At 51.7% G+C, this 22,526-nt stretch carries 22 protein-coding genes, 1 tRNA gene, 2 rRNA genes and 4 pseudogenes; 8 read left to right on the top strand and 21 right to left on the bottom strand.

Annotated features, from left to right (window positions below):
- Positions 1-27 precede the first annotated feature (27 nt).
- From MTP41_RS07620 to MTP41_RS07685, 14 genes and pseudogenes are all read right to left on the bottom strand, one after another.
- The gene (locus MTP41_RS07620; RefSeq protein ID WP_249236533.1) at positions 28-1,005 is read right to left on the bottom strand and encodes a helix-turn-helix transcriptional regulator; all 978 of its coding nucleotides are present in this window, start codon (positions 1,003-1,005) and stop codon (positions 28-30) included.
- 135 nt (positions 1,006-1,140) lie between these two features.
- A pseudogene (locus tag MTP41_RS07625) lies at positions 1,141-1,346 on the bottom strand (zinc transporter); the annotation flags it as partial.
- A gap of 110 nt (positions 1,347-1,456) precedes the next feature.
- Positions 1,457-1,936: a hypothetical protein gene (locus tag MTP41_RS07630; protein ID WP_097777100.1), complete on the bottom strand. Its 480-nt coding sequence runs from the start codon at positions 1,934-1,936 to the stop codon at positions 1,457-1,459.
- Positions 1,933-2,085: a hypothetical protein gene (locus MTP41_RS07635; protein ID WP_197041795.1), complete on the bottom strand. Its 153-nt coding sequence runs from the start codon at positions 2,083-2,085 to the stop codon at positions 1,933-1,935. The genes MTP41_RS07630 and MTP41_RS07635 overlap by 4 nt, the downstream gene beginning before the upstream one ends.
- Before the next feature lie 44 nt (positions 2,086-2,129).
- On the bottom strand, positions 2,130-2,621 hold the full coding sequence (locus MTP41_RS07640) for a hypothetical protein (protein WP_249236534.1): 492 nt from the start codon (positions 2,619-2,621) through the stop codon (positions 2,130-2,132).
- 110 nt (positions 2,622-2,731) lie between these two features.
- A complete protein-coding gene (locus MTP41_RS07645; protein WP_112092004.1) occupies positions 2,732-3,226 on the bottom strand; it encodes an ABC transporter permease in 495 nt (164 codons plus the stop codon).
- Between the two features lie 76 nt (positions 3,227-3,302).
- Positions 3,303-3,908 (bottom strand): L-2-amino-thiazoline-4-carboxylic acid hydrolase, encoded by a 606-nt coding sequence (locus tag MTP41_RS07650; protein ID WP_249236535.1) that lies wholly within the window; start codon positions 3,906-3,908, stop codon positions 3,303-3,305.
- Positions 3,909-3,914: 6 nt separating this feature from the next.
- On the bottom strand, positions 3,915-4,547 hold the full coding sequence (locus MTP41_RS07655) for an L-2-amino-thiazoline-4-carboxylic acid hydrolase (RefSeq protein WP_249236536.1): 633 nt from the start codon (positions 4,545-4,547) through the stop codon (positions 3,915-3,917).
- A 1-nt stretch (position 4,548) separates the two neighbouring features.
- The gene (locus MTP41_RS07660; RefSeq protein WP_242915932.1) at positions 4,549-5,481 is read right to left on the bottom strand and encodes an acyl-CoA thioester hydrolase/BAAT C-terminal domain-containing protein; all 933 of its coding nucleotides are present in this window, start codon (positions 5,479-5,481) and stop codon (positions 4,549-4,551) included.
- Positions 5,478-6,320, bottom strand: a complete 843-nt coding sequence (locus tag MTP41_RS07665) for a class I SAM-dependent methyltransferase (protein ID WP_249236537.1) — start codon at positions 6,318-6,320, stop codon at positions 5,478-5,480. The genes MTP41_RS07660 and MTP41_RS07665 overlap by 4 nt, the downstream gene beginning before the upstream one ends.
- An 11-nt stretch (positions 6,321-6,331) precedes the next feature.
- Positions 6,332-6,823 carry a hypothetical protein gene (locus MTP41_RS07670; RefSeq protein WP_249236538.1) on the bottom strand — a complete coding sequence of 164 codons (492 nt, stop codon included), beginning with the start codon at positions 6,821-6,823 and terminating at the stop codon, positions 6,332-6,334.
- Positions 6,823-7,524 carry an L-2-amino-thiazoline-4-carboxylic acid hydrolase gene (locus MTP41_RS07675; RefSeq protein WP_097777107.1) on the bottom strand — a complete coding sequence of 234 codons (702 nt, stop codon included), beginning with the start codon at positions 7,522-7,524 and terminating at the stop codon, positions 6,823-6,825. Before MTP41_RS07675 ends, MTP41_RS07670 begins: the two co-directional genes overlap by 1 nt.
- Positions 7,521-8,384, bottom strand: coding sequence for an MBL fold metallo-hydrolase (locus MTP41_RS07680; protein WP_097777108.1), 864 nt, complete (start codon positions 8,382-8,384; stop codon positions 7,521-7,523). Before MTP41_RS07680 ends, MTP41_RS07675 begins: the two co-directional genes overlap by 4 nt.
- 101 nt (positions 8,385-8,485) lie before the next feature.
- Positions 8,486-9,253, bottom strand: a complete 768-nt coding sequence (locus MTP41_RS07685; protein ID WP_097777109.1) for an alpha/beta fold hydrolase — start codon at positions 9,251-9,253, stop codon at positions 8,486-8,488.
- A 476-nt stretch (positions 9,254-9,729) separates the two neighbouring features.
- Between MTP41_RS07685 and MTP41_RS07690 the strand changes: the two are divergent.
- The 4 genes and pseudogenes from MTP41_RS07690 to MTP41_RS07705 all read left to right on the top strand — a co-directional run.
- A pseudogene (locus MTP41_RS07690) lies at positions 9,730-10,044 on the top strand (plasmid mobilization protein); the annotation flags it as partial.
- A pseudogene (locus tag MTP41_RS07695) lies at positions 10,016-10,948 on the top strand (relaxase/mobilization nuclease domain-containing protein); the annotation flags it as partial. The pseudogenes MTP41_RS07690 and MTP41_RS07695, both read left to right, overlap by 29 nt.
- A gap of 470 nt (positions 10,949-11,418) precedes the next feature.
- Positions 11,419-11,577, top strand: a pseudogene (locus MTP41_RS07700) (Crp/Fnr family transcriptional regulator); the annotation flags it as partial.
- Between the two features lie 60 nt (positions 11,578-11,637).
- Entirely contained in the window at positions 11,638-11,970 is a 333-nt protein-coding gene (locus MTP41_RS07705) for a Crp/Fnr family transcriptional regulator (protein ID WP_242959186.1), read from the top strand.
- Positions 11,971-12,052: 82 nt separating this feature from the next.
- Here the strand turns inward: MTP41_RS07705 and MTP41_RS07710 are convergent, their stop codons facing one another.
- Positions 12,053-12,304, bottom strand: a complete 252-nt coding sequence (locus tag MTP41_RS07710) for a DUF6061 family protein (protein WP_097777111.1) — start codon at positions 12,302-12,304, stop codon at positions 12,053-12,055.
- 481 nt (positions 12,305-12,785) lie between these two features.
- Between MTP41_RS07710 and MTP41_RS07715 the strand changes: the two genes are divergently transcribed.
- Entirely contained in the window at positions 12,786-13,034 is a 249-nt protein-coding gene (locus MTP41_RS07715) for a DUF6061 family protein (protein WP_097778996.1), read from the top strand.
- 121 nt (positions 13,035-13,155) lie between these two features.
- Here MTP41_RS07715 and MTP41_RS07720 read toward each other — a convergent pair whose 3' ends face one another.
- The 3 genes from MTP41_RS07720 to MTP41_RS07730 form a co-directional block, all read right to left on the bottom strand.
- A complete protein-coding gene (locus tag MTP41_RS07720) occupies positions 13,156-13,632 on the bottom strand; it encodes a hypothetical protein (protein ID WP_249235586.1) in 477 nt (158 codons plus the stop codon).
- A 201-nt stretch (positions 13,633-13,833) separates the two neighbouring features.
- Positions 13,834-14,499: a sigma-70 family RNA polymerase sigma factor gene (locus tag MTP41_RS07725; RefSeq protein ID WP_249235585.1), complete on the bottom strand. Its 666-nt coding sequence runs from the start codon at positions 14,497-14,499 to the stop codon at positions 13,834-13,836.
- Positions 14,483-15,313: a helix-turn-helix domain-containing protein gene (locus MTP41_RS07730; RefSeq protein ID WP_249235584.1), complete on the bottom strand. Its 831-nt coding sequence runs from the start codon at positions 15,311-15,313 to the stop codon at positions 14,483-14,485. The genes MTP41_RS07725 and MTP41_RS07730 overlap by 17 nt, the downstream gene beginning before the upstream one ends.
- 686 nt (positions 15,314-15,999) lie before the next feature.
- Here MTP41_RS07730 and MTP41_RS07735 point away from each other — a divergent pair.
- Genes MTP41_RS07735 through MTP41_RS07745 form a run of 3 tightly spaced genes read left to right on the top strand, consistent with a single transcriptional unit; the run spans position 16,000 to position 19,027 of the window.
- Positions 16,000-17,265 (top strand): plasmid recombination protein, encoded by a 1,266-nt coding sequence (locus tag MTP41_RS07735; RefSeq protein ID WP_249235583.1) that lies wholly within the window; start codon positions 16,000-16,002, stop codon positions 17,263-17,265.
- 42 nt (positions 17,266-17,307) lie between these two features.
- The gene (locus MTP41_RS07740) at positions 17,308-17,622 is read left to right on the top strand and encodes a helix-turn-helix domain-containing protein (RefSeq protein ID WP_097783233.1); all 315 of its coding nucleotides are present in this window, start codon (positions 17,308-17,310) and stop codon (positions 17,620-17,622) included.
- 16 nt (positions 17,623-17,638) lie between these two features.
- Entirely contained in the window at positions 17,639-19,027 is a 1,389-nt protein-coding gene (locus MTP41_RS07745) for a site-specific integrase (protein ID WP_249235582.1), read from the top strand.
- A gap of 162 nt (positions 19,028-19,189) precedes the next feature.
- On the opposite strand, the gene MTP41_RS07750 is transcribed toward MTP41_RS07745, so the two are convergent.
- From MTP41_RS07750 to MTP41_RS07760, 3 genes are all read right to left on the bottom strand, one after another.
- Positions 19,190-19,265 (bottom strand) — tRNA-Lys (locus MTP41_RS07750).
- 38 nt (positions 19,266-19,303) lie between these two features.
- A 5S ribosomal RNA gene (rrf, locus tag MTP41_RS07755) occupies positions 19,304-19,420 on the bottom strand.
- A 127-nt stretch (positions 19,421-19,547) separates the two neighbouring features.
- Positions 19,548-22,382, bottom strand: a 23S ribosomal RNA gene (locus MTP41_RS07760).
- Positions 22,383-22,526 lie beyond the last annotated feature (144 nt).

The raw sequence follows: 22,526 nt of genomic DNA on the forward strand, positions 1-22,526 counted from the left end.
TACTTTAGCATATTTTTCGGCCGTGGACTACTCCATTCTGATTTCCCTGCTCCGTTTTGCGAGTCCATTTGCGTGGGTGCGGTACTGCGACGGGGTCGTTCCATATCGTTTCCGGAAAGCCTCCGAAAACTTGCTGGCGTTGTCATATCCTGCATTCTGTGCGATCTGCGTAATGGGCTTTGCGCTCCGGACAAGCTCTACGGCAGCCTGTTCCAGACGGTATTCCTTGATATAGTGGTATACTGGCACACCGTAGACCTGTTTGAACATTTTTTGCAGGTGCGAAACCGAGATCCCGTGTTCTTCTGCCAGCTGCACAAGGGAGACATACCCCTCCCGGTTTGTCAGAAGGTGATCCCGGAGATGGTGTGCCAGTTCGGTCTGTTCGGTAGAACAGTACAAGTCCGTTCCTTCCTCCTGCGGAATGCGGCTCAGCAGCATCAACAGCTCCACCACCTTGAGCCGCAGGAACCGGAGATCCATGTAGGGCGCATTTTCGTACAATTCCCGGAAAACGTGCTCACAGCGGGGTCCTGCCGTACCGAACATGAACCATCGGTTTTCCAGAAGATTCTGCTTCAGTACCGCAAAATCCACCGAAAAGCCCGGTGCGTTCTTCTCAAGCCAGTTCTGAGCGGCTGCTGGATCAACTTCCAGACACAGCCCTTCGTAACAGCCCAGCGGGAACCGTGACTCTGAACGTGTTCCATGCCGTCCGTCGTAGCAGCTGACGGCCATATCCCCCGGCTTTAGCAGAACGCTATCACGCATGGAAAAGCTGGTTTCAAAACGGCCATTGATGCAGAAATTGATCTCTATCATACCGATCTGCGTGCGGATTTCCGTATAGGTCTCCATCTCCAGCCGCAGCAGCATGATCCCCACGCCATCAAACAGCCGGTAATAGTGAATTTCTCCACTTCCGGCCGCATTTTCAAAGCCGCCTGTTTGTCCGGGATTATAGGGAGTGACCCCCGTTTTGTCATGAAAAATGATATCAATCATACTGTTTATTCAATCCGATCTCCACAATCCGTCTTTTGCAGGGCTTGGAATGGCAGCTGTGGTCAACTGGCAGATCTCTGTCTTTCATGTTTTTCCTTTCTTCGCCCCTTGCATCGCAATTTTCTCAACCATGCGCTATCCCAGTGCCACATCCAGTACCATCATCACGCTGAAGCCTACCGCAAAAACACCGTGCCGACGTTAGAGTGCTGCCCCTGCGACATTTCCGGGATCAGCTCCTCCACCACCACATACAGCATGGCTCCGGCGGCAAAGCTGAGCAGATAGGACAAAGCGGGCACCACAATGCCTGCCGCCAGGATCGTCAGTACTGCCCCGATTGCACCGAGATATACCATCGAATCAGCTTTTTCGGTTTCTCCGTCTTCATCTTTTTTGCCTCCGATTGCAGTTCATGATTCTGCTTTTCATTTGGGCAATTTCCAACTTCTTAGAAAATCAAATGGACAATACCGCCGACAATTGCCGCTCCCGCAACCCAGATCAGCGCCAGTATACTTCGCTTTTTCAGCACCTGCCTCCAGGTCTGCACGAACGACGCATCTTCAAGCCCTGGCAGCACCCAAAACTGGCTGTGCCCGACCCATAGCTTGTCGATTACAACGCCGTCATAGATATTCATGACCTCAAGAAACAGCAGCGCCTGCCAATAGGCCTCACCAAAGGAGGAAGCCCCGTTCCACAAACCGATAATCAGCACAAGAGCAGCAAGCATCACGATAAAGAACGGTATCATAAAGCATTTTCGTTTCCGGTTCATCGTATTGCGGTCGATCAGTCCCAGTTCGATGGCGCGATCCTGCACCTCCTTGGGATAAAAGTACAGTCCATTGACAGCACCACCGATCACAGCGATTTTTATCATTGCGGTAAACAGCAGACAATAAAGCAGCAGTTGCAGTACGATCATTGTTTTTCTCCTCTCAGTCTGCGTGCGAATCGGGCATCTGGCATCATCGCGGTGTAGCGGATTCCTTGTTTTCCCTTATGCTGAAGCTGCTGGATATGGGCTTCTGTTGTTTTTCTTTTTTTCATGCAGGACTTTTTTATCACACGCATAGAAAATCTCTGCCTCCCAAAACTATTGCTTCTGTCACACGTCCTCAAAGCAGTGCGCAAAGCCACGCTGCCACAGCGGAGGCGGGAATGTAGATCACAAAGTGCCGGATATGTGTTCGCTTGTTATAGCCGAACATATGCGGACCGACCACGCCCTTCAGCTCCGGATAGAAATGCGGAAAGAAATTGGAGTGACACAGCAGCACCCAGTCAAAGAAAATGATATCGTAGGTCTCCATGGCGTAGAGCACGGCGAAAAACCGCACAAAGAAGTCCAGGAAGCCGAAGCCGTTTCTGACGCCGTCCCATACGCTTAGTGCCGCCGCAGCGAGAAAAAGCAGGATGGCAATGATCTCAATCACCCAGCCGATACTATGTGCGCCGGGAAATCGTTCCTTTGTATCGGGGATTGCGTCCAGATTTTCCTTTGGTGCGGATGAGAAAAAACGCTTGTCCTGAATGAAACCCACCCCGCCGTATAAAACAAGAAAGTATGCCAGAAATACCATGAGCGTTACAAGAACCGTGATTTTCATTTCGACTTTACCTTCTCTCCTTCACGTCCGCAAATATGGCAGATCATTGCATTCCCGCGTCGGGGTATTTGATGAGGCCATACAGCGAGGAGCATCTCCCATGTATTGTTTCAAAGTACGGTAACGATCAGGGCTGTCAGCGCGGCGATCGCGGCAAACAGCGGCATTCCGTGCAAAAACGATTCGATATGCTTTTTCGGATCCTGATAGTATTTCTTCTCCGGCAAAAACGAGAAACGGATGCGTTTTGTACTGCGCCACCAGAGCAGATCGATCACAAGGAGATCGAACAGGCCCAATCCCTCGCCGAATGCAAGGAAGTACCAAAATGCTGACAGGTAATTGTTTAGGCCCAGCACACTTTTCAACGCAAGCCCCAAAACGGAAAACACCACTGTAAACAAAAGAAGATTACTGAGCAAAATGGCAGCGGTGGATTTTGCCTTCGGAACTGCTTGCCCAAGCTGAGGGTCGCTTTGCACACGGGTCTGAACCTCATCGGGATAGGAACGCAATCCGATGAGATTTTTCCTGTCCGTGCCTGTTCCGAGAAAGCATACGCCCCAATACAGAAAATAAAATACAGCGGCGATCATGATTTTCATATATATCTACGCTCCCATTCCATTTGCCGACCTCTCCGCTCCTGACGAACGCTTTTCATACCAAACTGCCTCCCCGCTATTTTTTGACCTTCATGCAGAAATCGCAGCGGTCATTTCCGCGCCCCAGCGTTTTTGTTCGATGCCAAATGAGCTTCGGATGAAGACCGGTACAGCTGATGTCATCACTGTCGCAAAAGCAGCGGCACAGCTCCGGACAGCCGTAGTCCGCACAGGTGTCGTGATAGGGACACTTCATCATATCCACACGCCAGACGCCGTTACCAGTCTGCAGTTCTTTTGGGGCAAAGCCCGCCGCCGGGCCGAAAATGCTCCGGGTGGATTTGACGAAAACGCCGGGAACAAGGCGGTAAAGCCCCGGTATGTGCAGCAGGGCGGCAAGCTGTTTGTGGCTCGTTCTCGCCAAGTGCTCCACATAGCCGTGAACGGTTTGCAGTGCCTCCTCTTTCGGCATGACCCGCTGCAAGGTCTCGTAGGCCGAAATGCCCGGCAATATCTGCCGCTTGAGGTGATATTGCATTTCCTTGCTTGCACCCGCATTTTCAGCCAGCAGCGCACTCAGGCGCATATCAAAAGCGGCGTTCAGCTGCTTTGCCTGCGCAGGAAAGCGTTGCGCCGCAGTCTCCCGAAAGTCACGGGAAAGATAGGTTTCCTTCGCCTTCATCGTCCGTCACCCCTTCTTTTTGTACCCGCAGTCGCAGTAGGGCCCGCCGGAGGCAAGGGTGTACTGCCGCACAAACTTTGTCACACCGCCTGCTTCGCTCATGGTGTAGTCCAGATGGCACAAAGCAGGGGTCAGGTCATACAGCCCCAGCTCCTTCATCAGCACACAGATGCCGCATTTTGTAAAGCGTCCCTCGTAGCCGCTGCCATCCGGGTATTCGTAAAAGTCCATGTTCCACGAGTAGGGGTTGCGGTCGGCGGCTTTCAGAGCGGCGGTGGCTTTCATGGCGGCAATGTCCTTTGCGGTAAACTTGCTTTTTCCGCTCTTGCGGCAGAACCACTGCATGGGCTTTGTCATCATGGATCTTGCATAGTAATCCGTCAGCCTGTCCGCTTCCGGGCGCTCCGGCATGGAGAGAATGAACGCGCCGAGCATTGCGCAGTTGACGATGTTCATCTTGAAGCGGTCCGCTTTTTCAAACTCCGGCAATTTGGCGATGATCTCTTTGTATTTCGGCTTGGCGCTTTTGGTGATCTGCTTTGCGGTGGCTGCATCATAGCCCAGTACCGCCGTCAGCTGCGTCTGAAACGATTTCGCAAACACGGCCCACATCGCCATAGGGATTCCCATCCAACGCATTTTACTTTTCCCCTTTCCATTCTGCCAGCACCCGGCACATCCGTTTCTCGATGTCTTTCCGGGTCTCCCGGCATTCCTTCGGATATTTCCGGGCCGCATGGAAGGCCCATTTCACAAATAGGCCGGAGCCAACCGGCAGCATAATTTTCAGCATCCCCTCCGGGAAAACGAAGTGGGTGCCGTGGGCATAAACCATCGTCTCGATCTCGCATTCATGCGGTTTTTCGGCAAGGCGCTTTTCCATCCGGCGGATATACTTTGCGGTGTCCCACAGCGCATCGTCCTCCGCGCCGATCAGCAGCAGCTTTCCCCGGATGTTTTCAACGGGAATGTATTCTTCCGGCTCGATCGGATGAGCTGTCTCGGAATCGTCAAACAGCTTGCGGGAGTTTACCATATCGCCGGCGCGTTTGCTCTCGGCGGCGATGCAATGCCAATAGTCGGGATGCTGATAGCAAAACGGCATATAGGGCAGCGGCTTGCCCCGGTAGGAGAACAGCGATTCACCCTCGACCGGCCACTCCTTGCAGCCGTCCCTTTTGCCCTGCAGAAAGCCCTGCCACACAAAGTCGCTGGGTGTCATGGCAATGGTCAGGGTGATATCCGGGAACATGGCAGCCGCTGTCAGCGCAAGCGTTCCGGTGGTCGATGCACCGGCAATGCCGATCTTTCTGTTACCGTTAGCTTTCAGCCATGAAATTGCCGTCTCCACACGCTCAAGCGGGTAATTATGATGTCCGTAATCTTTTTTCGCGGGCGACATTGTGAGCACGTTCACGCCGCACCCGCAAAGCCATTTCACTGCCGAGCGCGCAAGCCGATCCTCCGGATCATCCCCGATCATCGTGATGACCGCACAGTCTGAACCGCCGGCACACGCCCAATACGCACCGTAAAAGCCATTGAGTTCCACATCAAAGTGCAGGTGTTTCATGCTCTCCCTCCAAATCCGATCTTCACGATCTGCATTTTCATCCCGTTGTCCCCAACCCTTGCGAGGAATCGGAAAAAGCCGCTGACGGAAGGGTCTTTCAGGTCGCTGTAACCCAGCATATAGCCCCGGCTGGATACCTGCAGGCGGCTGTCCCATGGGGAAAGCTCACTTTTGGCATCCGAAACGGCGAAATATGCCCCCACATCCTTGATCTTTGCAGTCTTGAGCCATGTTTTTGCGATCATCTTCACCGCCGTACGGTTGGCGGCATCAAAGACCAGCACACCGCCGGGGAAAGCGTCTGCCATCCCCCGCACCAGTTTCCGGACCTGCTGGGTCGGGAAGTAATAGAACACCCCGGAGGCAAAAAACACCGCCCCGCCGGAGGCATCGATTCTGCCAAACCATGCGGGGTCTTTCAGGTCGCAGGGAATGTTTTGCTCCCGCTCCCCGGCGGGCAGCAGCTGCTGCCGCAAGGCAATAACATCCGGGAAGTCCAGATTGTAAATTTTGCATCTGCCGTTGTCGCAGGCTCTGCCGGTGTTATCCAGCCCGCAGCCCAGATTGACCACCGCTGCGCCGGGGTGTTTTTTCAGGTATTCCCGCACCTCAAAGGCAAGGTCATTCTGCCGCATGGCCACCTCCAGCGCACCGAACCGCTGCATCAGACTGCGGGAGCTTTTCTCCGCCCCTGAAAAATCGTAGTCGATCTGGTCGATCAGATGCACCGCTGTTTCGTCTTGGTAAAGGTTCGGATACAGCTCGGTACACAGCTTCCGGGAATACAGCGGGAGGATCAGCGTCTCCTGCACGGTGTTTTTCTCGATTTTGTATTTCATAGGTTCCTCTCTCAGTAAAGAAAAATAGTCATCATTGCCGACAGCACCGCCGCTATGACTGCCATGCCTACCGTACCAAAAAGCCATTTTTTCTGCTTGTCTTTTGCGGTAATGTACGGCTTCAGATCCTCTGTTCCGGGGATCGTCCATGCGTTCGTATGCCCCACCCAATAGCCGTCAACCAACAGGCGGTCCATGAGATTCATAACGGACAAGATAACGAGTAACTGCCAGAAACCCTGAACAAAGCCCTTTGCACCGTTTATCCCATAGACACAGACCAGCACATAGCCGATATAGCCGGGAATGCAGACTGCTTTGAACAGCAGGCTGTTGCGTCGGATGCGTTCCGGGCTTGTAAGCCCCAGTTTTACGCACCGCTGCTGCACCGCCGGGCTGTAAAGATGCACCATCCCAACAGCCCCTTTGCGGATGCCCGCAGCGCAGACCAGAACCAGCAGTGCCCCCAGCCCAAGACCTTCCAGAATCACCTGTAAAAGCATTACTTATTCCTCCTGTATCCGTTTTCATCCCGGTATTCGGGATGTTCCTTTACGTATGGATCCTTATCGCCGCAGATGGTATAGTCGCATCGGCAGCCGTCCACGCAGGTGGTCGTCCGCACGAGCTTGGCATGGAGCAGTTCCATGGACGCATAGTCCACATTGCACAGGGCGGGCATAATGTCCGCAAATCCAAACCGCTTGGCAAATTCCGCCGCCGGACACGCCGTAAATTCATAATAGATGGGCTTGCTGTTTTCGTAAGGCGCAACATCCATCTCGTAATCATGCCATGTGTCACAGTGCTTTTGGGCGGTGCTGAATGCCCGATACATCAGCTTCCTCCAAAACGGCTTGTTGATATCAACAAAACGTAGCTTCCGGAAAGCCGGCAAGATCAGATTTTCTTCGATCTCTTCCATTTCGCGGAATGTGACCACATCCCGGCACACATCGTAAAAGCACATGATGGCGATGCAGTCGTAGGTGCCGCCTACGCCGTTGTGAAAATTCTTTTTACCGCCGAGGTCGGTGCGCCACTTGGAAAGAAGCTCTTCGTATCTCAGCTGCACCTGCTCCCAGACCGCCTCGCGCTCCACCTCCGGATAGTGCAGAGTGATTTTCGCCAGAATTTCCTTTTTGCAGGGTTTGGAATATAGCACATGGCAGCTACGGTCAATTTGTAATTCGCTGTCCTTCATCTTCCCACGCCTTTCAGAAAACCGCTCTTTGCATTTTCTTCGGTGTCGTCCGATTCGTCGTAGGCATCATAGGGTGCCGATGGGTCGTGGACTTTTTTCTTGAACGGTGAGCTCAACTCATTTCTGTGCGCAAAGGCAAACTCCATGTTGTCCGTCCAGCCGGTGTGTCCGGTAATGAACAGCGGATGCAGCCCACGTTTTTTCAGCTTTTTCTCCAGCAATGCCAAGGACTTCACCGCCAGCTTGTTGTCCTCTGCCAATGCGGAAATAAAGCTGTATCCACCGTCCGCGCCGAACCAGATGGTATCGCCGGTAAAGAGATATTTCCCGTCCACAAGGTATACCATGTGCCCCCATGTATGACCGGGAACGAGAAAACACTCGATTTTGATGCCGTCAATGTCAAGTACCCGCCCATCGTGCAGCAGTACCTTTTCGTTGTTGATCGTGACCTGCGGCAATTTATAGAGATGATAGATGACTTTTCGCCGCACCTCGCCGGTGAGATACCGGTTCTCGATCTCGCCGATGTACAGCTTCGCATTCCGGAACAGCCCCGGACTGTCTGCTTCCACCGCCCCCACATGGTCGGTGTCCTGATGGGTGATAAGGATATGGTGTATCGACTTCGGATCAATCTCAAGCCAGCCCATTTTTTCGGCAAGGCGGTCGTAGTTATATCCCGCATCGATCATAATGGTCGTATCGCCTTTGCGGTAGAAGAAGATGTTAGCCACCCATTCGCGCACGCAGGCAACATTCTCGTCGATCCAGCCAGTGTTCAAAGGCTTGAAGATTTCCTTGCCCCGGTACATCCAGCTCATTGCTTTTCTTTGAAATTCCGTTGCTTTTTTCGACATGATCGCACCTCATTTCTGTGCTGTGATGCACAGCCAGCCCTTTTTATTTTTGTGGTTCTGGATCTTACAAAATCCTGCTTGCTCCAGATACGTTTTACCGTTCACAATGCAATGCTTTTTACCAGATGCGCCCACTGCTCCGGGTGACAGGCCAGCAATTCCTCGTGCTGCAAGTTCTGCTCATGGAGAACAGGATGTGCAAAATGCTGCTGATACCGGGCGCGATATTTTGCGCCCATTTTCAGGGCGTAAAAAATATGGATCTCGGTACCGGGTACATGGATCTTATCCGGCAGCGGAGTGATAAGATCGGAATAGAACTGATTTTTACAGCTCTGCATGGTCACATAAGGGCGGGCATCGCCAAACATTTTCAGAAAAGCCTTGACATAATCCCCCGACTCTTTAGCACACTTGTCCAGACGCTTTTGGAGAAATTTCGCCTTAATCTTTCCGTCCCGCACCACAGGGTAGATCAATGGCAGCAGAAAATCCGTCTGCAAGCTTGCCGTCAACGGCGATGCCTGATCCAAATCGGAGCTACCCAGAATGCCGTAGTCCATGTGGATGTTCTGCCGCGCCGCCAGCAGCCCCACGAAGGAACCGCCCAGAGAACAGCCGTAGGCTGCCCGGATGTGACCGCCGCAGTGGGTCTTGAGGTAGGCCTCGATCTTTTCGGTCTCCTCCAGCATGGTGGGAAATTCGGTCTGTTCAGTCTCATCAAAGCCATTGTAGCTGACGCACAGCACCCGGAAGCTGTCAGCCAGAAGCGGGATCACGGCACCGAAATTGCTTTTCCAATGGCAACAGGTGCCCGGCAGCAGCAACAGCACCGGGGCATCCTCTGCACCAAAATGGTAGATCTTCATCCTGATACGCTCCTTCTCTATTTATTTTCCACCTGTAAATAGAAGAGATATATTCCTTCGTATAGGGTAGAGTCGCAAGTTATATAAGGCTAACTTTCAGTCCTGTGAAAAGCCGCTTCTCAGCGGTCCTTCTACCAAAAGAATACGCCCTGCCGTCTCCTCTGTCAAGGAGTTTAGTCATTTTCGGAGATTTTGAAAAAGATTTCGTTATTGGAGCTTCCCCTGCGGCATAGAGGAGGCAAAACGTTTCCCGCATCGAAAAAATTTCGCCCCTGTAAACTTGTCTGTTTCTGCTTGACAACGCCCGGTGGGAGTGCTATTTTTACTTCGCGAATTTGTTTTGCCTAACCATCTGAGGGGTTTTTCCCCTGCATTTTTTGCATCGATTGTTAGACAATGGTCAAAAATGCAACATCCTGTTGCTGCCGGCAATAGAAAGATCTACCGCAGACAGAAAATGGGGTTTGTTCTGATGCACAGCAAAACTCCTTCATCTCTCCCTGTCCACTCTCATCCGCCGTGCACTGCACAATGCGAAGATTGAGCACACTGTTGTCGTTGCTGGCGGCGGAGAAGAAACCCTGACCGCTGTTTCCACCCTGCTTGCCCAGTGCAGCAGGGTGGGCGGCAACCTGAACCAACTCGCACGACACTTTAACTCTGGCGGAGCAGACACCGAACAGCTCCGGGCGAAACTCCTTGACGAACTTGCAGACCTGACTGCATTCCGGCTCCACGCCGAGAAAGTTCTGGGTGAACTGTATGGCAACGCTCAAGCATATCGCCTCTAAGAACTCGGCCTACACCGCCATCGAAGCGTACCTCGTTTACCAGCACGATGCGTTCACCGGGAAGCAACTTTTGGACGAACATGGCAGACCCATGCTGCGAGAATCGTACATTCTAGACACCCTTGAGTGTGGCGATTTCTCGTTTGCAACTGCCTGTCTGCTGGCAAACCGCAAGTACAACAAGAATAACCACCCGGATGATATCAAGAGCCACCAGTATATCATCAGCTTCGACCCACGGGATGCAGCCGACAACGGCTTGACTATGGAAAAAGCACAGGCTCTCGGCCTGAACTTCTGCAAAGAAAACTTTCCCGGTCATCCTGCCATCGTCTGTACCCATCCGGATGGGCATAACCATTCGGGAAACATCCATGTCCACATCGTGATCGGCAGCGTCCGGACACGAGAAGTGGAGCGCAAGCCCTATATGCAAAAGCCCCGCGACTGGCGTGAGGGTATTAAGCATTCCAGTACGGCCCAGACTATGCGGCACCTGCGTGTTGAGGTCATGGAGCTGTGCGAAGGTGTCGGACTGTACCAGATTGACCTGCTCAACGGCTCGAAAGAGCGTGTCAGCGAAGCCGAGTATTGGGCGCGTAGGCGCGGTCAGATGAAACTTGACCGTGAGAATGCTGCCCTTACCGCAACTGGACAGCAGCCCCGGCAGAAGAAGTTTGAAACCGTAAAAGATACCCTGCGGAAACAGATTTCATCTGTATTGTACCGTTCCACCAGCTATAAAGATTTTTCCGACAGGCTCTTGCAGCAATACGGCATTGCCGTCAAGGAAAGCCGTGGGCAGCTCAGCTATCTGCCCGCTGGCAGAACGAAGTTTATCCGAGCGAAACATCTCGGTGACAAGTTCGATGCGAACTTGATCGACAGCAGCAAAACCTGCGACCGAATCGCAGCAGAAAACGGAGTGAGCAAAGACACCGTTATCCGCGCCTCGAAGTATATGAGAGGCGTAGAGATTGCAGAAGAACTGATGCCTGGCCTGAAGCAGAGCATTCTGTCCGGACAGACAAAAGTGTCCAAAGCAGATATGCACCGCCTTGCCAAGGCGGCCTACTATGACCGCGCACAGATTTTGCAGGATATTCTGCACCCGGAGCTGAAGGTGGAACCGACACCTGACGCTGATGGTGTGATCCGCGTTCCGGGCAAAGCGCCTGTCATGCCATTCCGAAAGTTCGAATCGGTTTACGACAGCGATGCCTACCCGGAGGATGTACGGTACGAGTATGTGGCGTTGGAAGAACTCACTACTCGTTTCCGCATTTCGTTCAACTACCAGTTGGAGCAGATGCCCGATAATGCGCAGCGTGATGTGATTCTGGAGATTATCAATATCCCCGCAATACGCATCTTGTGGAACTGGGCGAACAAAGCCACAATACAGGCATCCTGCTGGATGGCACAGTGGAAGAGTTTCTGTATGATGAAAATGGCAATCAGGTCAGCATCTGCCGGCTGGCAAGTGGGCAGATTTTCGGGGCCGAACTGGCCTGTACCGGCTGGAGTACCAGTCCGGTCTGCCTGCGGGCCGACTCAGACTGTACGGTGCTCCGGTTGGATTTCAGTGCGCTCATGTCCCAGCAGACCATGACCTGCCCCTGTCGGATGCAGGTGACCGCTAATCTGATGCAGGATATGGCGCAACAGCTTCTGTTCTTCAATACAAAGGTGCGTATTCTTGCCCAGAAGCGTCTGCGGGATCGGCTGAAAATTTATTTGCAGACGCTGACACCGGACAGCAAAGGGTGTTATCATCTGCTGTACAGCCGCACCGAACTTGCCGACTTCCTCTGTGTAGACCGCAGCGCGCTTTCCCGCGAATTGTGCCGGATGCGGGATGAGAAGGTTATTGAATTTTCCGGGGCAAAAATCAAGATCCTAGATCATGATTTTCTCCGTCACTGAGCTTCAAGCTGAAATAAAAGGAAGACAGGGTGTTCTTTTGATGGAACACTCCGCCTTCCTTATCGTGTGTGGATTTTGGGGGTTAGTCTTCTAGTCCATGGATTCCAGCCACATTCTTCAAATATTCCTCCGGTTCGCCGTTTAGAATCAGGTCTGCATACGCCAGAGGGTCGTTATAGATGAGATACTCTAACTCCGACCTCTGCGCCATGGTAACGTCCAACGCATCCTCGACCTCGGTACAGTCGATAGAGATTTTTCTCCCATCCCGGAGCAGCAGCTCCACGCACCCGGCGTCCATGTTGAACGAACAAACTCTTGCATCGTACTTCATAATTTTGTCCTTTCTGCCTTACGGCACTCTTACCGTGGTCTGTCGTGCTTTTTTGTGATAAGGTCTAGGACGTTTTTCGAGGGAAGCAAGAGATTCGTTTTGTTTTCCAAAGAAAACAAAAAATCCGAACCCTTCTCCTATCGGAAAAAAGTTCGGATTTTGTTGATGTGGTGCACCTCCAGGGACTCGAACCCTGGGCCCACTGATTAAGAGAGCAAGCCGCCGGTTCGTCTCAATTTATGGAAGTTTCGAGTCATCGTTATTTTTAATCAAGACAACGTGATTTTTCACCCAGTAATTTCTGCACCCTTTGTCGGATTTTGCAACGAAAAGCACCTTCTGCACGTTTTGAAACCGTGCAAAATCCGTGCAGAAACCGTGCACTTACTCCCCGACAAATAAAATCGCTCTATCCCCCACCGGCTTGACGGCATTGGTTTGAGTGGCCGAACATCAAAATCAAGTCATGGAGGACACGACTATGAACAAACTGCTTTCTTGCCACTACAATATGGACACCAACCGGGTGGAAGCCCAGTTTGCGGACGGCTCTGCTGTTGCCATCGACTGCATTGCCATTGAGGACGAGTACGGCAACACCCCGGCACAGCGGGCAGAACTGGACTGGCTGCTCTACAATAAACCATTGGAGTACGCCCAGCTTGTACTGGGTGGTGAGATTGAACATTATCTCTCGCTCGGCCGCGACCATGGCAGATTAGAAGATTGACCTTTAATTAGAATATTCCAAACAGACCAACAGCCCTCTACTTGCGATCATTGCAAATAGAGGGCTATCGGTTTGTTAATAGTTATCAAGTTTTTCCACAACTTTTGTCGCCTATTTGTTCTTACTCCTCTGCTTGAAAAAATTCCTGCTTCGTCCCGATAATATCTTCATAGTTGCTCTGAGTTACTGTGACTTCCAGATGATCTCCCTTATTTTCAATTTCTGCTTTTATATCATTTCCTCTGTCGTCTTTGCCGCTAAAGCTAAGAATCCCTGTTTCAGAATCGTAAGTTCCAATCGCGTTTTCGACATAAAGCAAATGGGTAACGCTATACTCGATCCTATATGTGCCATCATCTTCTTTAGTGATATTCAGAATTTCATCAAAATCATTACTATAATAGACTTCCTCTGGCATTTGAAAATTCGCAGTATCATTATTGGTTAAATGCTCGTTTGATACTATATCACTAACATTTTTGTTTTCTACTTGTACTGAAGTGCTTTCAGTCGATGATTCTTTATTTTCCTGAGATTGCCCACATCCAGCTAACCCCAAAACCATGCATAGCACAAACAGGTAAATTACTTTTTTCATAGCATTCTTCTCCTTTATTCAATCTATTTTTGTCGATTTATTTGTTATCGCATTTTATCATACCATAATTATTAACTTTTCTGTTTAAACAACGAACTTCAAGCCTATTTTATTTCGTTTGTCCACAAAATTTTTCAAAATCGTATAGCTGCACATAAATTTCCAGAAAACTTGTAGCACAATCACGATTTTTCTTTTCATTCAATCAAACCACCACGGCAGTTCCAGCCACAGGTTATCCATGGTCTGTTCCTCGGTCTTTTTGGCGCGGCCTTTTGTCAGGCGAAAGTATATCGCCGTGCCGATCAGCGGATGTTCCTCGCCATCGGTAAAGCCATAGCGGTACAGCAGATAGGTCTGCTCCCGTTGGGTCAGCCGTTTCAGGCCATCGTACAGTTCCCGGCGCGATTCCTGCTCTTCCATAATACTCTGCGGCTGCATGGCGTAGGGGTCGGCTATGGCTTCAATGCGCCGCAGTTGTTCCTCTCCCGGCAGAACATCGTCCAGCGAAACGCGCTGGTAGCAGACGCCGTCCTTGTCCTCCGTTACCATCCGCTGCTCAAAAGCGGCAAAGGCATCCCGCACCATGTCCATCATGGCGTTGCGGATGGCAGGAGCCGCATAGGTCAGGAACTTCATGCCGCGCGCTGCATCGAACTTTGGCACAGCATTCCATAAGCCCAGATTGCCCGCCTGTTTCAAATCGTCCGTGTCAAGGTTCAGGCCGGACTGTGCCAGATTCATGCTGCGGAAAAGGTCATTTGCCACCTTGCCAATAAAGGACTTGTTGTTGTCGATCAGGCTGTCCAGCGCGGCAGCATCGGCTTTCTGTGCCAGCGCACAAAGCCGTTCATTCGTCTGCTTCATGGGCGTTTTCCTGCTCTGCGGCAGACTGCAAGATTCCCAACAGGCCGTTCCGCAGCTGTTCCAGTGCCTCCGGCGTAGCTCCCTCCATGCCCGAAACGCTGTCCAACATTGCATCCGTCAACTGCTCTGCCGTAATCGTTGGGTGCTGCACATCCTGCCCTTTGGTCAGTTCTGTAAACATTTTTTCTGCCACTTTCTTGCTCATGGCTTCCTGTTCGGCATAATGGCTCCCGATACCCTTTTTGATTTCCTTGATTGCCGCCATGAAATACATCTCAATGTCATCAAGGTCGCCTTGATATACGGGCTTTCTCCGAAGGCTGATGTCCTTTGCGGCTTTGGCTGCTTCCGGGGTCTTGACCCTTGTACGCAGCAGGGTGCTCAATGTCGTGAGCATGGCATTCTGTGCTGCGATGCCGGATGCAAAAGTATCGTCAAAATACTGCGCTATGCGGTAAGTAAGCTCTGCAAAGCGGGCGTTTTCCAGCAGCAGATTGACCACCTCTGTATTGACACGCCCTGTGTAGAGGTTCTTTGCGGCTTCTACGGACAGGCCAAGTTCGGCAATGTCGTAGTTCTTGCGGTCGGGGATGTTGGTTTCTCCAAGCAAAAAATCCGTGGACACGTTGAACAGCCTTGCGATCTTCAGCACCTGCTCATGGGTCAGAGTCCCTTTTGCGCCGCTGATGAAGCGGCTGATGGTGCTTTTGGAGCAGCCGATCTCCTTGGCAAGCTCCGGTTGGCTTATGTTGTGCTCTTTCATCAAGTCCGCAAGACGGACGTTGGATGGTGCGGGCAGATATTCCTGTGCCATGTGGTCGGCCCTCCTTTTTGATCTTTTTCCTCATTATAATACGCTCTGCCGTTTTGTTCAATATACGGTTACCTCTCCGCCCTTGCTGTTGCAGTCCTGCAACCAGTGAGGGCATTTTTCTTTTTCCGTTGCAGTTCTGCCGCTTTTGCGCCTTTCCTGCAAAATTTTCCGTATATTCAGGCAGGAAGCAAAAAACACCAGAGTTCCCACTTTGGGGTACTCTGGTGCAGTACATAACATCGCCCTGCCCGGTGGCCGCAGGGTGCGGGGCTTTGTGGGCATCGAGCCGCTTGTCCACCCCTGCCCGTAAAAAGTGCATTTTTTCACGGAAGAAGTTCGTACAACCTGTACGGTATGTACTTGTACGCATCTGTACGGCGAATTGAAACAAATTAAAACGAATTATCGTTTATATTTCGGATTTCCGTACGTCGTACGAGCCGTACAGGTTATTTGAAGTCCGTACGCAATTTTTTCAGATGCGTACGGAGCGATCAAGTTCGCATTGTGCGAACTTGATCGTAGCTCTCCCGCAGGAGACGTTCCCCCTCGGAGAGTCCTCGAAGAGCCCACTACACTTTGCAGACCGCAGGGATGAAAGTGTCATAGTGGGTTATTACACTTCCTCGGAAGTGCATCTCCGTTCCCCGTCACCTCTCGATGAACCTTGAAAGGAGGGATGCCCTTTGGCAAGAAATGATGGTATTGACCGCACCAGTGTCCGAAATCTCGCCGTTTCGGACAAGGCCGTTGGCAACACTCAGCAGCACAATGAGCGTGAAAAGGACAGCTATCGGAACCCCGATATTATCCCCCAGCGCGCTGCATGGAACGTCCACTTCAAGAAGCCAACCGCCAGCTACACCGACCTGTTCGCCCAACTGGAAGCCGCTGGAACCATTTCCACGCGCGGCCTGAAGCCGGATGCCACCCACTACTGCGAACTTGTCTTTGATGTCAACTCGGCCTACTTTGACAACCACGGCGGCTACGAGTTCGCCAAGCAGTTCTATGAGGATGCCTACCAAGCTGCCGTTCAAATCGTGGGCGGTGAGCAGTATATCCTCTCGGCAGTCATGCACGCCGATGAGATCAACCGTGCCATGACCGAAGCACTAGGCCGCGAAGTTTACCACTACCACCTCCATGTGGTCTATGTACCTGTGGTGGAAAAGCAGATCCTGTGGTCGAAACGCTGCAAGGACAAGGCACTGGTCGGAACAGTCAAGGAGACCGTCATGCAGGTCAGCCGGAGCAAGAAGTGGGCATCCAAGCCCCTGCTGGACGATGCCGGAAAGCCTGTGCTGCAAAAGAACGGCAAGCCAGTCCTGAAGAAGTCGTACAGTGTCCTGCAAAACGATTTCTTCCACTATATGCGCAACGCCGGGTATACGGATGTAGAGCGCGGTGAGCGTGGCAGCACTGAAGAACACCTGACCGTCACCCAGTTCAAAGTCCAGCGGGAGCAGGAGCGACTGGACACTCTGACCGCCCAGATTGACCAGAAAGAGCAGCACCTCACCCAAACCAACAAAACCCTCTCCAAGACCGAAAAGGAACTTGCCGCTGTGCAGAAAAAGGTCGCGCTCACAAAAGAAGCCCTCATTCATGCGCGCGATCTGGATTATATTGGTAAGCGCACCTTTCTCGGCAACTATTCGCTGACCGAAGAAGAGTTTTCCAAGCTGAAAAAGCAAGCCGACCACGGCTATATGATGGATGTGGAGAACCGCCGCCTGAAAGAAGAACTTTCCACCGCCAAGAAAGAGGCCGTTCGTTGGAGCAACAAGTACCACGACCTGTGGTACGACGTGAAACCCTATCTGGATGCTCTCCACCGTGCGCCCGAACTGGTGCGTGGCTTTCTGGAAAAGATTCTTGCCCCCAAGCAGGAGCACACCATGAATGTGCCGCAGCAAAACCGTAAGCGTGGGCAAGATGTAGAACTTTAAGCTGAATTTTTAGATGATATGACAATATAAGGAGCAATGCTTATGGATTTTGACCGTAATTCTATGACCGTCCCTGTGCAATCTTCCGATTATACGAAAAAGTTCTTGCAAAAGGACTCGAATCCCACTACAATGGAAGTGGTCACTCAAACCAATGCCGTCAAGTCTCCGACTGACAGCCCGGCAACCACGAAACTGGTGTACACGGTGGAAGAGATCGCACGAATGCTGGCCATCAGCCTGCGCTCTGCTTACAATCTGTGCAACAGCACCACCGAATTCCGTGTCCTGCGAGTAGGCGGAAGCATCCGTGTGCCGAAGGACAGCTTCGATGCGTGGCTCTACCGGGCAGCTTGATAAGGAGGCAAACAGTATGGCATATATTACGAAGCGCGGCAACTCTTACAGCGTCCGCTACACCTACGAAGATGAGCACGGCAAGAGCTGCGACAAATGGGAGAGCTTTCCCACAAAAGAGGAGGCAACGAACCGAAAAAAGCAAATCGAGCATGAACTGGCCGCTGGCACTTTCCTGATCCCGTCCTCGGTAACGGTGGCAGAGTTCCTGATGGACTGGCTGCCGAAACAGTGCAGCAAGCACAAGTGGGCACCCAAAACCTACGAATCCAACCTTTCCACCATTCAGAATCTCATTATCCCCTATATCGGTAGCATGGAGATGCAGAAGCTCAAGCCCTACCACATGGAGAACCTCTACACGACCCTGAGCAAAACGCCCTGTGGTTCGTATATCGAGGGCAAGAAGCAGAAACTGACCGAAAAGCAGAAGCAGCGTTTCCTTTCCGGCACAACGATCCATGAGGTGCACCGGCTGCTGGGCACTGCCTTCCAGTATGCCGTAGAGTGGGGCATCCTTGTCAAAAGCCCTGTTCCCGTGGACAGCCCCAAGAAGTCTACGCAGGAGCGCACCATCTGGACGGTAGAGGAAATGAGGGCGGCTCTGGACAGCATGGAGGACCCCATCCTGCATCTGGCAGTCCACCTCACACTGGTGGGCGCACTGCGAGAGGGCGAGATCGTAGGTCTGACCCCGGAAGATCTCGATTTTGACGCAGCAGATGGCATCGGAACCTTCCGTATCAACAAGTCCATGCAGCGGGTGCGAAAAGAATCCCTGAACCAAGTGGACGATGGCTGCATCATCAAGATATTCCCGGACAAGCTGGAGCGCAGCACCACTTCCCTCATCCTGAAAAGCACCAAAACCGCATCCTCCTGCCGTACCATCTTCATGACCTCTGCACTGAAAGAGGAATTGAAGAAGTGGCTGAATCAGTTGGCGGCAGACGAGATGAAAGACCCGGCACGCTACCATGATAGCGGAATGCTGTTCCGTCTACCCAATGGTCTGGCAGTGGAGCCGGTGCTGATCCGCAAGAAGTTCCTCAAATGGCAGGATGCCCACCCGGAATTCCCCCGCATTGTGTTCCACGGTTTGCGGCATTCCAGTGCCACCTATCAACTGATGATCTCCGGCGGCGATGTGAAAGCCGTTCAGGGCACCACAGGGCACGCCACGGCGGATATGCTGGTGAACACCTACGCTCATATCCAGCAGTCCTCTCGTGTAGAACTGGGCAGGAAATTTGAGGAAGGGTTCTATGCTAAACAGGAAAGCCCCAGCCCGCAGGCTGTACCCGCCGCAGGCGAACCGACCATCTCCATGACCGCTCTGCTGGAACTTCTGAAGGACGCAGACCCCGAAGTAAAGGCGCAGCTCCGTCTGGCTCTGCTGACCTGATGCAAAATTTACCACGCATTTCAAAGCAATTCCAGCCCATGCAGAGGATTCCCACGAAAACGCCGACCGTGCAAAAACCGTGCATTGACCGTGCAAACCCCGATTTTTCGGGGTTACATAACAAAAAAGAACGTCAAATCTTACGATTTGACGTTCAATATCTGGTGCACCTCCAGGGACTCGAACCCTGGGCCCACTGATTAAGAGTCAGTTGCTCTACCAACTGAGCTAGAGGTGCATATTATCAGAATGCGGTTTCTTCATTCTGATAACTCAAGTCGGCGACCACCTATTTTCACGCGCCGTTTCCAGCGAACTATCTTCGGCACAAGTGAGCTTAACTTCTGTGTTCGGAATGGGAACAGGTGGAACCTCACCGTCATCGACACCGACCGATCTGACTGGCCTAGTATAACATGTTTGTTGTACTTTGTCCAGTGTTTCTTAGAAGGACGTGCCTTCAAAACTGAATAATCACTGCTTACATTTTTTCGTTGACTCTCAGAGTCTCAAGCGAATTGTGGTCAAGCCCTCGACCTATTAGTACACGCTTGCTGAATGGATCGCTCCACTTACACATCGTGCCTATCAACCTTGTAGTCTTCAAGGGGTCTTACTTGTTTGAAACAATGGGATATCTTATCTTTGGGTCGGCTTCACGCTTAGATGCTTTCAGCGTTTATCCGATCCGTACATAGTTGCCCAGCTATGCTCTTGGCAGAACAACTGGTGCGCCAGAGGTACGTCCGCTCCGGTCCTCTCGTACTAGGAACAGCTCCCATCAAATATCCTGCGCCCACGACAGATAGGGACCGAACTGTCTCACGACGTTCTGAACCCAGCTCGCGTACCGCTTTAATTGGCGAACAGCCAAACCCTTGGGACCGAATACAGCCCCAGGATGCGATGAGCCGACATCGAGGTGCCAAACCTCCCCGTCGATGTGGACTCTTGGGGGAGATCAGCCTGTTATCCCCAGGGTAACTTTTATCCGTTGAGCGATGGCATTTCCACTCACATACCACCGGATCACTAACTCCAACTTTCGTTACTGCTCGACCCGTCAGTCTCGCAGTTAGGCTCGCTTCTGCGTTTGCACTCTTTTGCTTGATTTCCGTTCAAGCTGAGCGAACCTTTGAACGCCTCCGTTACTCTTTAGGAGGCGACCGCCCCAGTCAAACTGCCCACCTAACAATGTCCCCCGCCTTGATTCAAAGGCGCAGGTTAGAATTCCAATATCGCAAGGATGGTATCCCAACGGCCACTCCACAAGCGCCAAAGCACCTGCTTCCCAGTGTCCCATCTATCCTGTGCATGCAACATCGAAACCCAATATTAGGCTACAGTAAAGCTCCATGGGGTCTTTCCGTCTTGTCGCGGGTAACCGGCATCTTCACCGGTACTACAATTTCGCCGGGCGGGCTGTTGAGACAGTGCCCAAATCATTACGCCTTTCATGCGGGTCAGAACTTACCTGACAAGGAATTTCGCTACCTTAGGACCGTTATAGTTACGGCCGCCGTTCACTGGGGCTTCGATTCAATGCTTGCACATCTCCTCTTAACCTTCCAGCACCGGGCAGGCGTCAGCTCGTATACGTCATCTTTCGATTTAGCACAAACCTGTGTTTTTGGTAAACAGTTGCTTGGGCCGATTCTCTGCGGCTGCATTGCTGCAGCACCCCTTCTCCCGAAGTTACGGGGTCAATTTGCCGAGTTCCTTAACAACCCTTCTCCCGTTGGCCTTAGAATCTTCTTCCTACCTACCTGTGTCGGTTTGCGGTACGGGCACCGCAGAAATACACACAGCTTTTCTCGCCATCTTCCATCCCGGACTTCGGTACTAACTTCCCTCGATCGCTACCGGAACCAACACCCGGCTCCGAGACTTCATATGTGTCCCTGTGTTTAACTCTTTTGGTGGTGACGGAATCTCTACCGTCTGTGCATCGGCTACGCCGTTAGGCCTCACCTTAGCTCCCGACTGACCTGGAGCGGACGAACCTTCCTCCAGAAACCTGAGGCTTTCGGCCATGCAGATTCTCACTGCATTCGCGCTACTCATTCCGGCATTCTCACTTCTATACACTCCACAGCCGCTTGCGCTACTGTTTCACCGCGTATACAACGCTCCCCTACCCAATACATTGCTGTATTGCCTAAGCTTCGGTGTCAGGTTTAGCCCCGTTAAATTCTCCGCGCAAAGACGCTCGACCAGTGAGCTATTACGCACTCTTTGAATGAGTGGCTGCTTCTGAGCCAACATCCTGGTTGTCTACGTATCTTCACATCGTTTTCCACTTAACCTGACTTTGGGACCTTAGCTGTAGATCTGGGCTGTTTCCCTTTTGACAATGACATTTATCTGACACTGTCTGACTCCCAAGCATCAATACTCTGGCATTCTGAGTTTGATAAGCTTCGCTAACCTCTCGGCCGCTAGGCTATTCAGTGCTTTACCTCCAGGTATCTAACTTGAGGCTAGTCCTAAAACTATTTCGGGGAGAACCAGCTATCTCCGGGTTCGATTGGAATTTCTCCGCTACCCACAGTTCATCCGCCGCCTTTTCAACGGAGGTCGGTTCGGTCCTCCATGGAATTTTACTTCCACTTCAACCTGACCATGGGTAGGTCACCCGGTTTCGGGCCCATTATATGCAACTTAACGCCCTTTTCAAACTCGCTTTCGCTTCGGCTCCAGACCTTAAGTCCTTAACCTTGCTGCATACAATCGCTCGCCGGACCGTTCTACAAAAAGTACCCTATCACGCTTTGACGCGCTCTAGGTGCTTGTAGGCACAGGGTTTCAGGTTCTTTTTCACTCCCCTCCCGGGGTGCTTTTCACCTTTCCTTCACAGTACTATACGCTATCGGTCACTGGGTAGTATTTAGGGTTGGAGGGTGGTCCCCCCGTATTCCGACCAGGTTTCACGTGTCTGGCCGTACTCTGGATCCTGCGCAGCTCTCTCCGTTTTCACCTACGTGGTTCTCACACTCTCTGACCGGCCTTCCCATGCCGTTCGGTTAACAGATTAAGTCCTAAAAGCAGTCCGTACCCCGAAAGTATTTCTACTCTCGGTTTGCCCTCTTCCGCGTTCGCTCGCCACTACTTACGGAATCTCGTTTGATGTCTCTTCCTCGCCCTACTTAGATGTTTCAGTTCAGGCGGTTCCCCCGATATACCTATTTTGAAGTTCAGTATAACGTACCTGAGTATGAACCCAGGTGAGTTTCCTCATTCAGAAATCTCCGGATCAATGCTTATTTGCAGCTCCCCGAAGCTTATCGCAGCTTATCACGTCTTTCATCGGCTCCCAGTGCCAAGGCATTCGCCCTGCGCCCTTGTTCGCTTGACCTTTCAAACGTTCTCTTGGAACATTTGGTATCCTCTTGATTCTCTCTTGCCAACGAAGATTATTGTTACCCTTCCTTTTGAAATTGTAATATTTCTTAAAAAAGAACTTACTATAATCTTTGTTTCGCAGTTATTATTCAGTTTT

Origin of the sequence: Faecalibacterium sp. I4-3-84, from assembly GCF_023347255.1 — a bacterium.
Taxonomy (GTDB): domain Bacteria; phylum Bacillota; class Clostridia; order Oscillospirales; family Ruminococcaceae; genus Faecalibacterium; species Faecalibacterium taiwanense.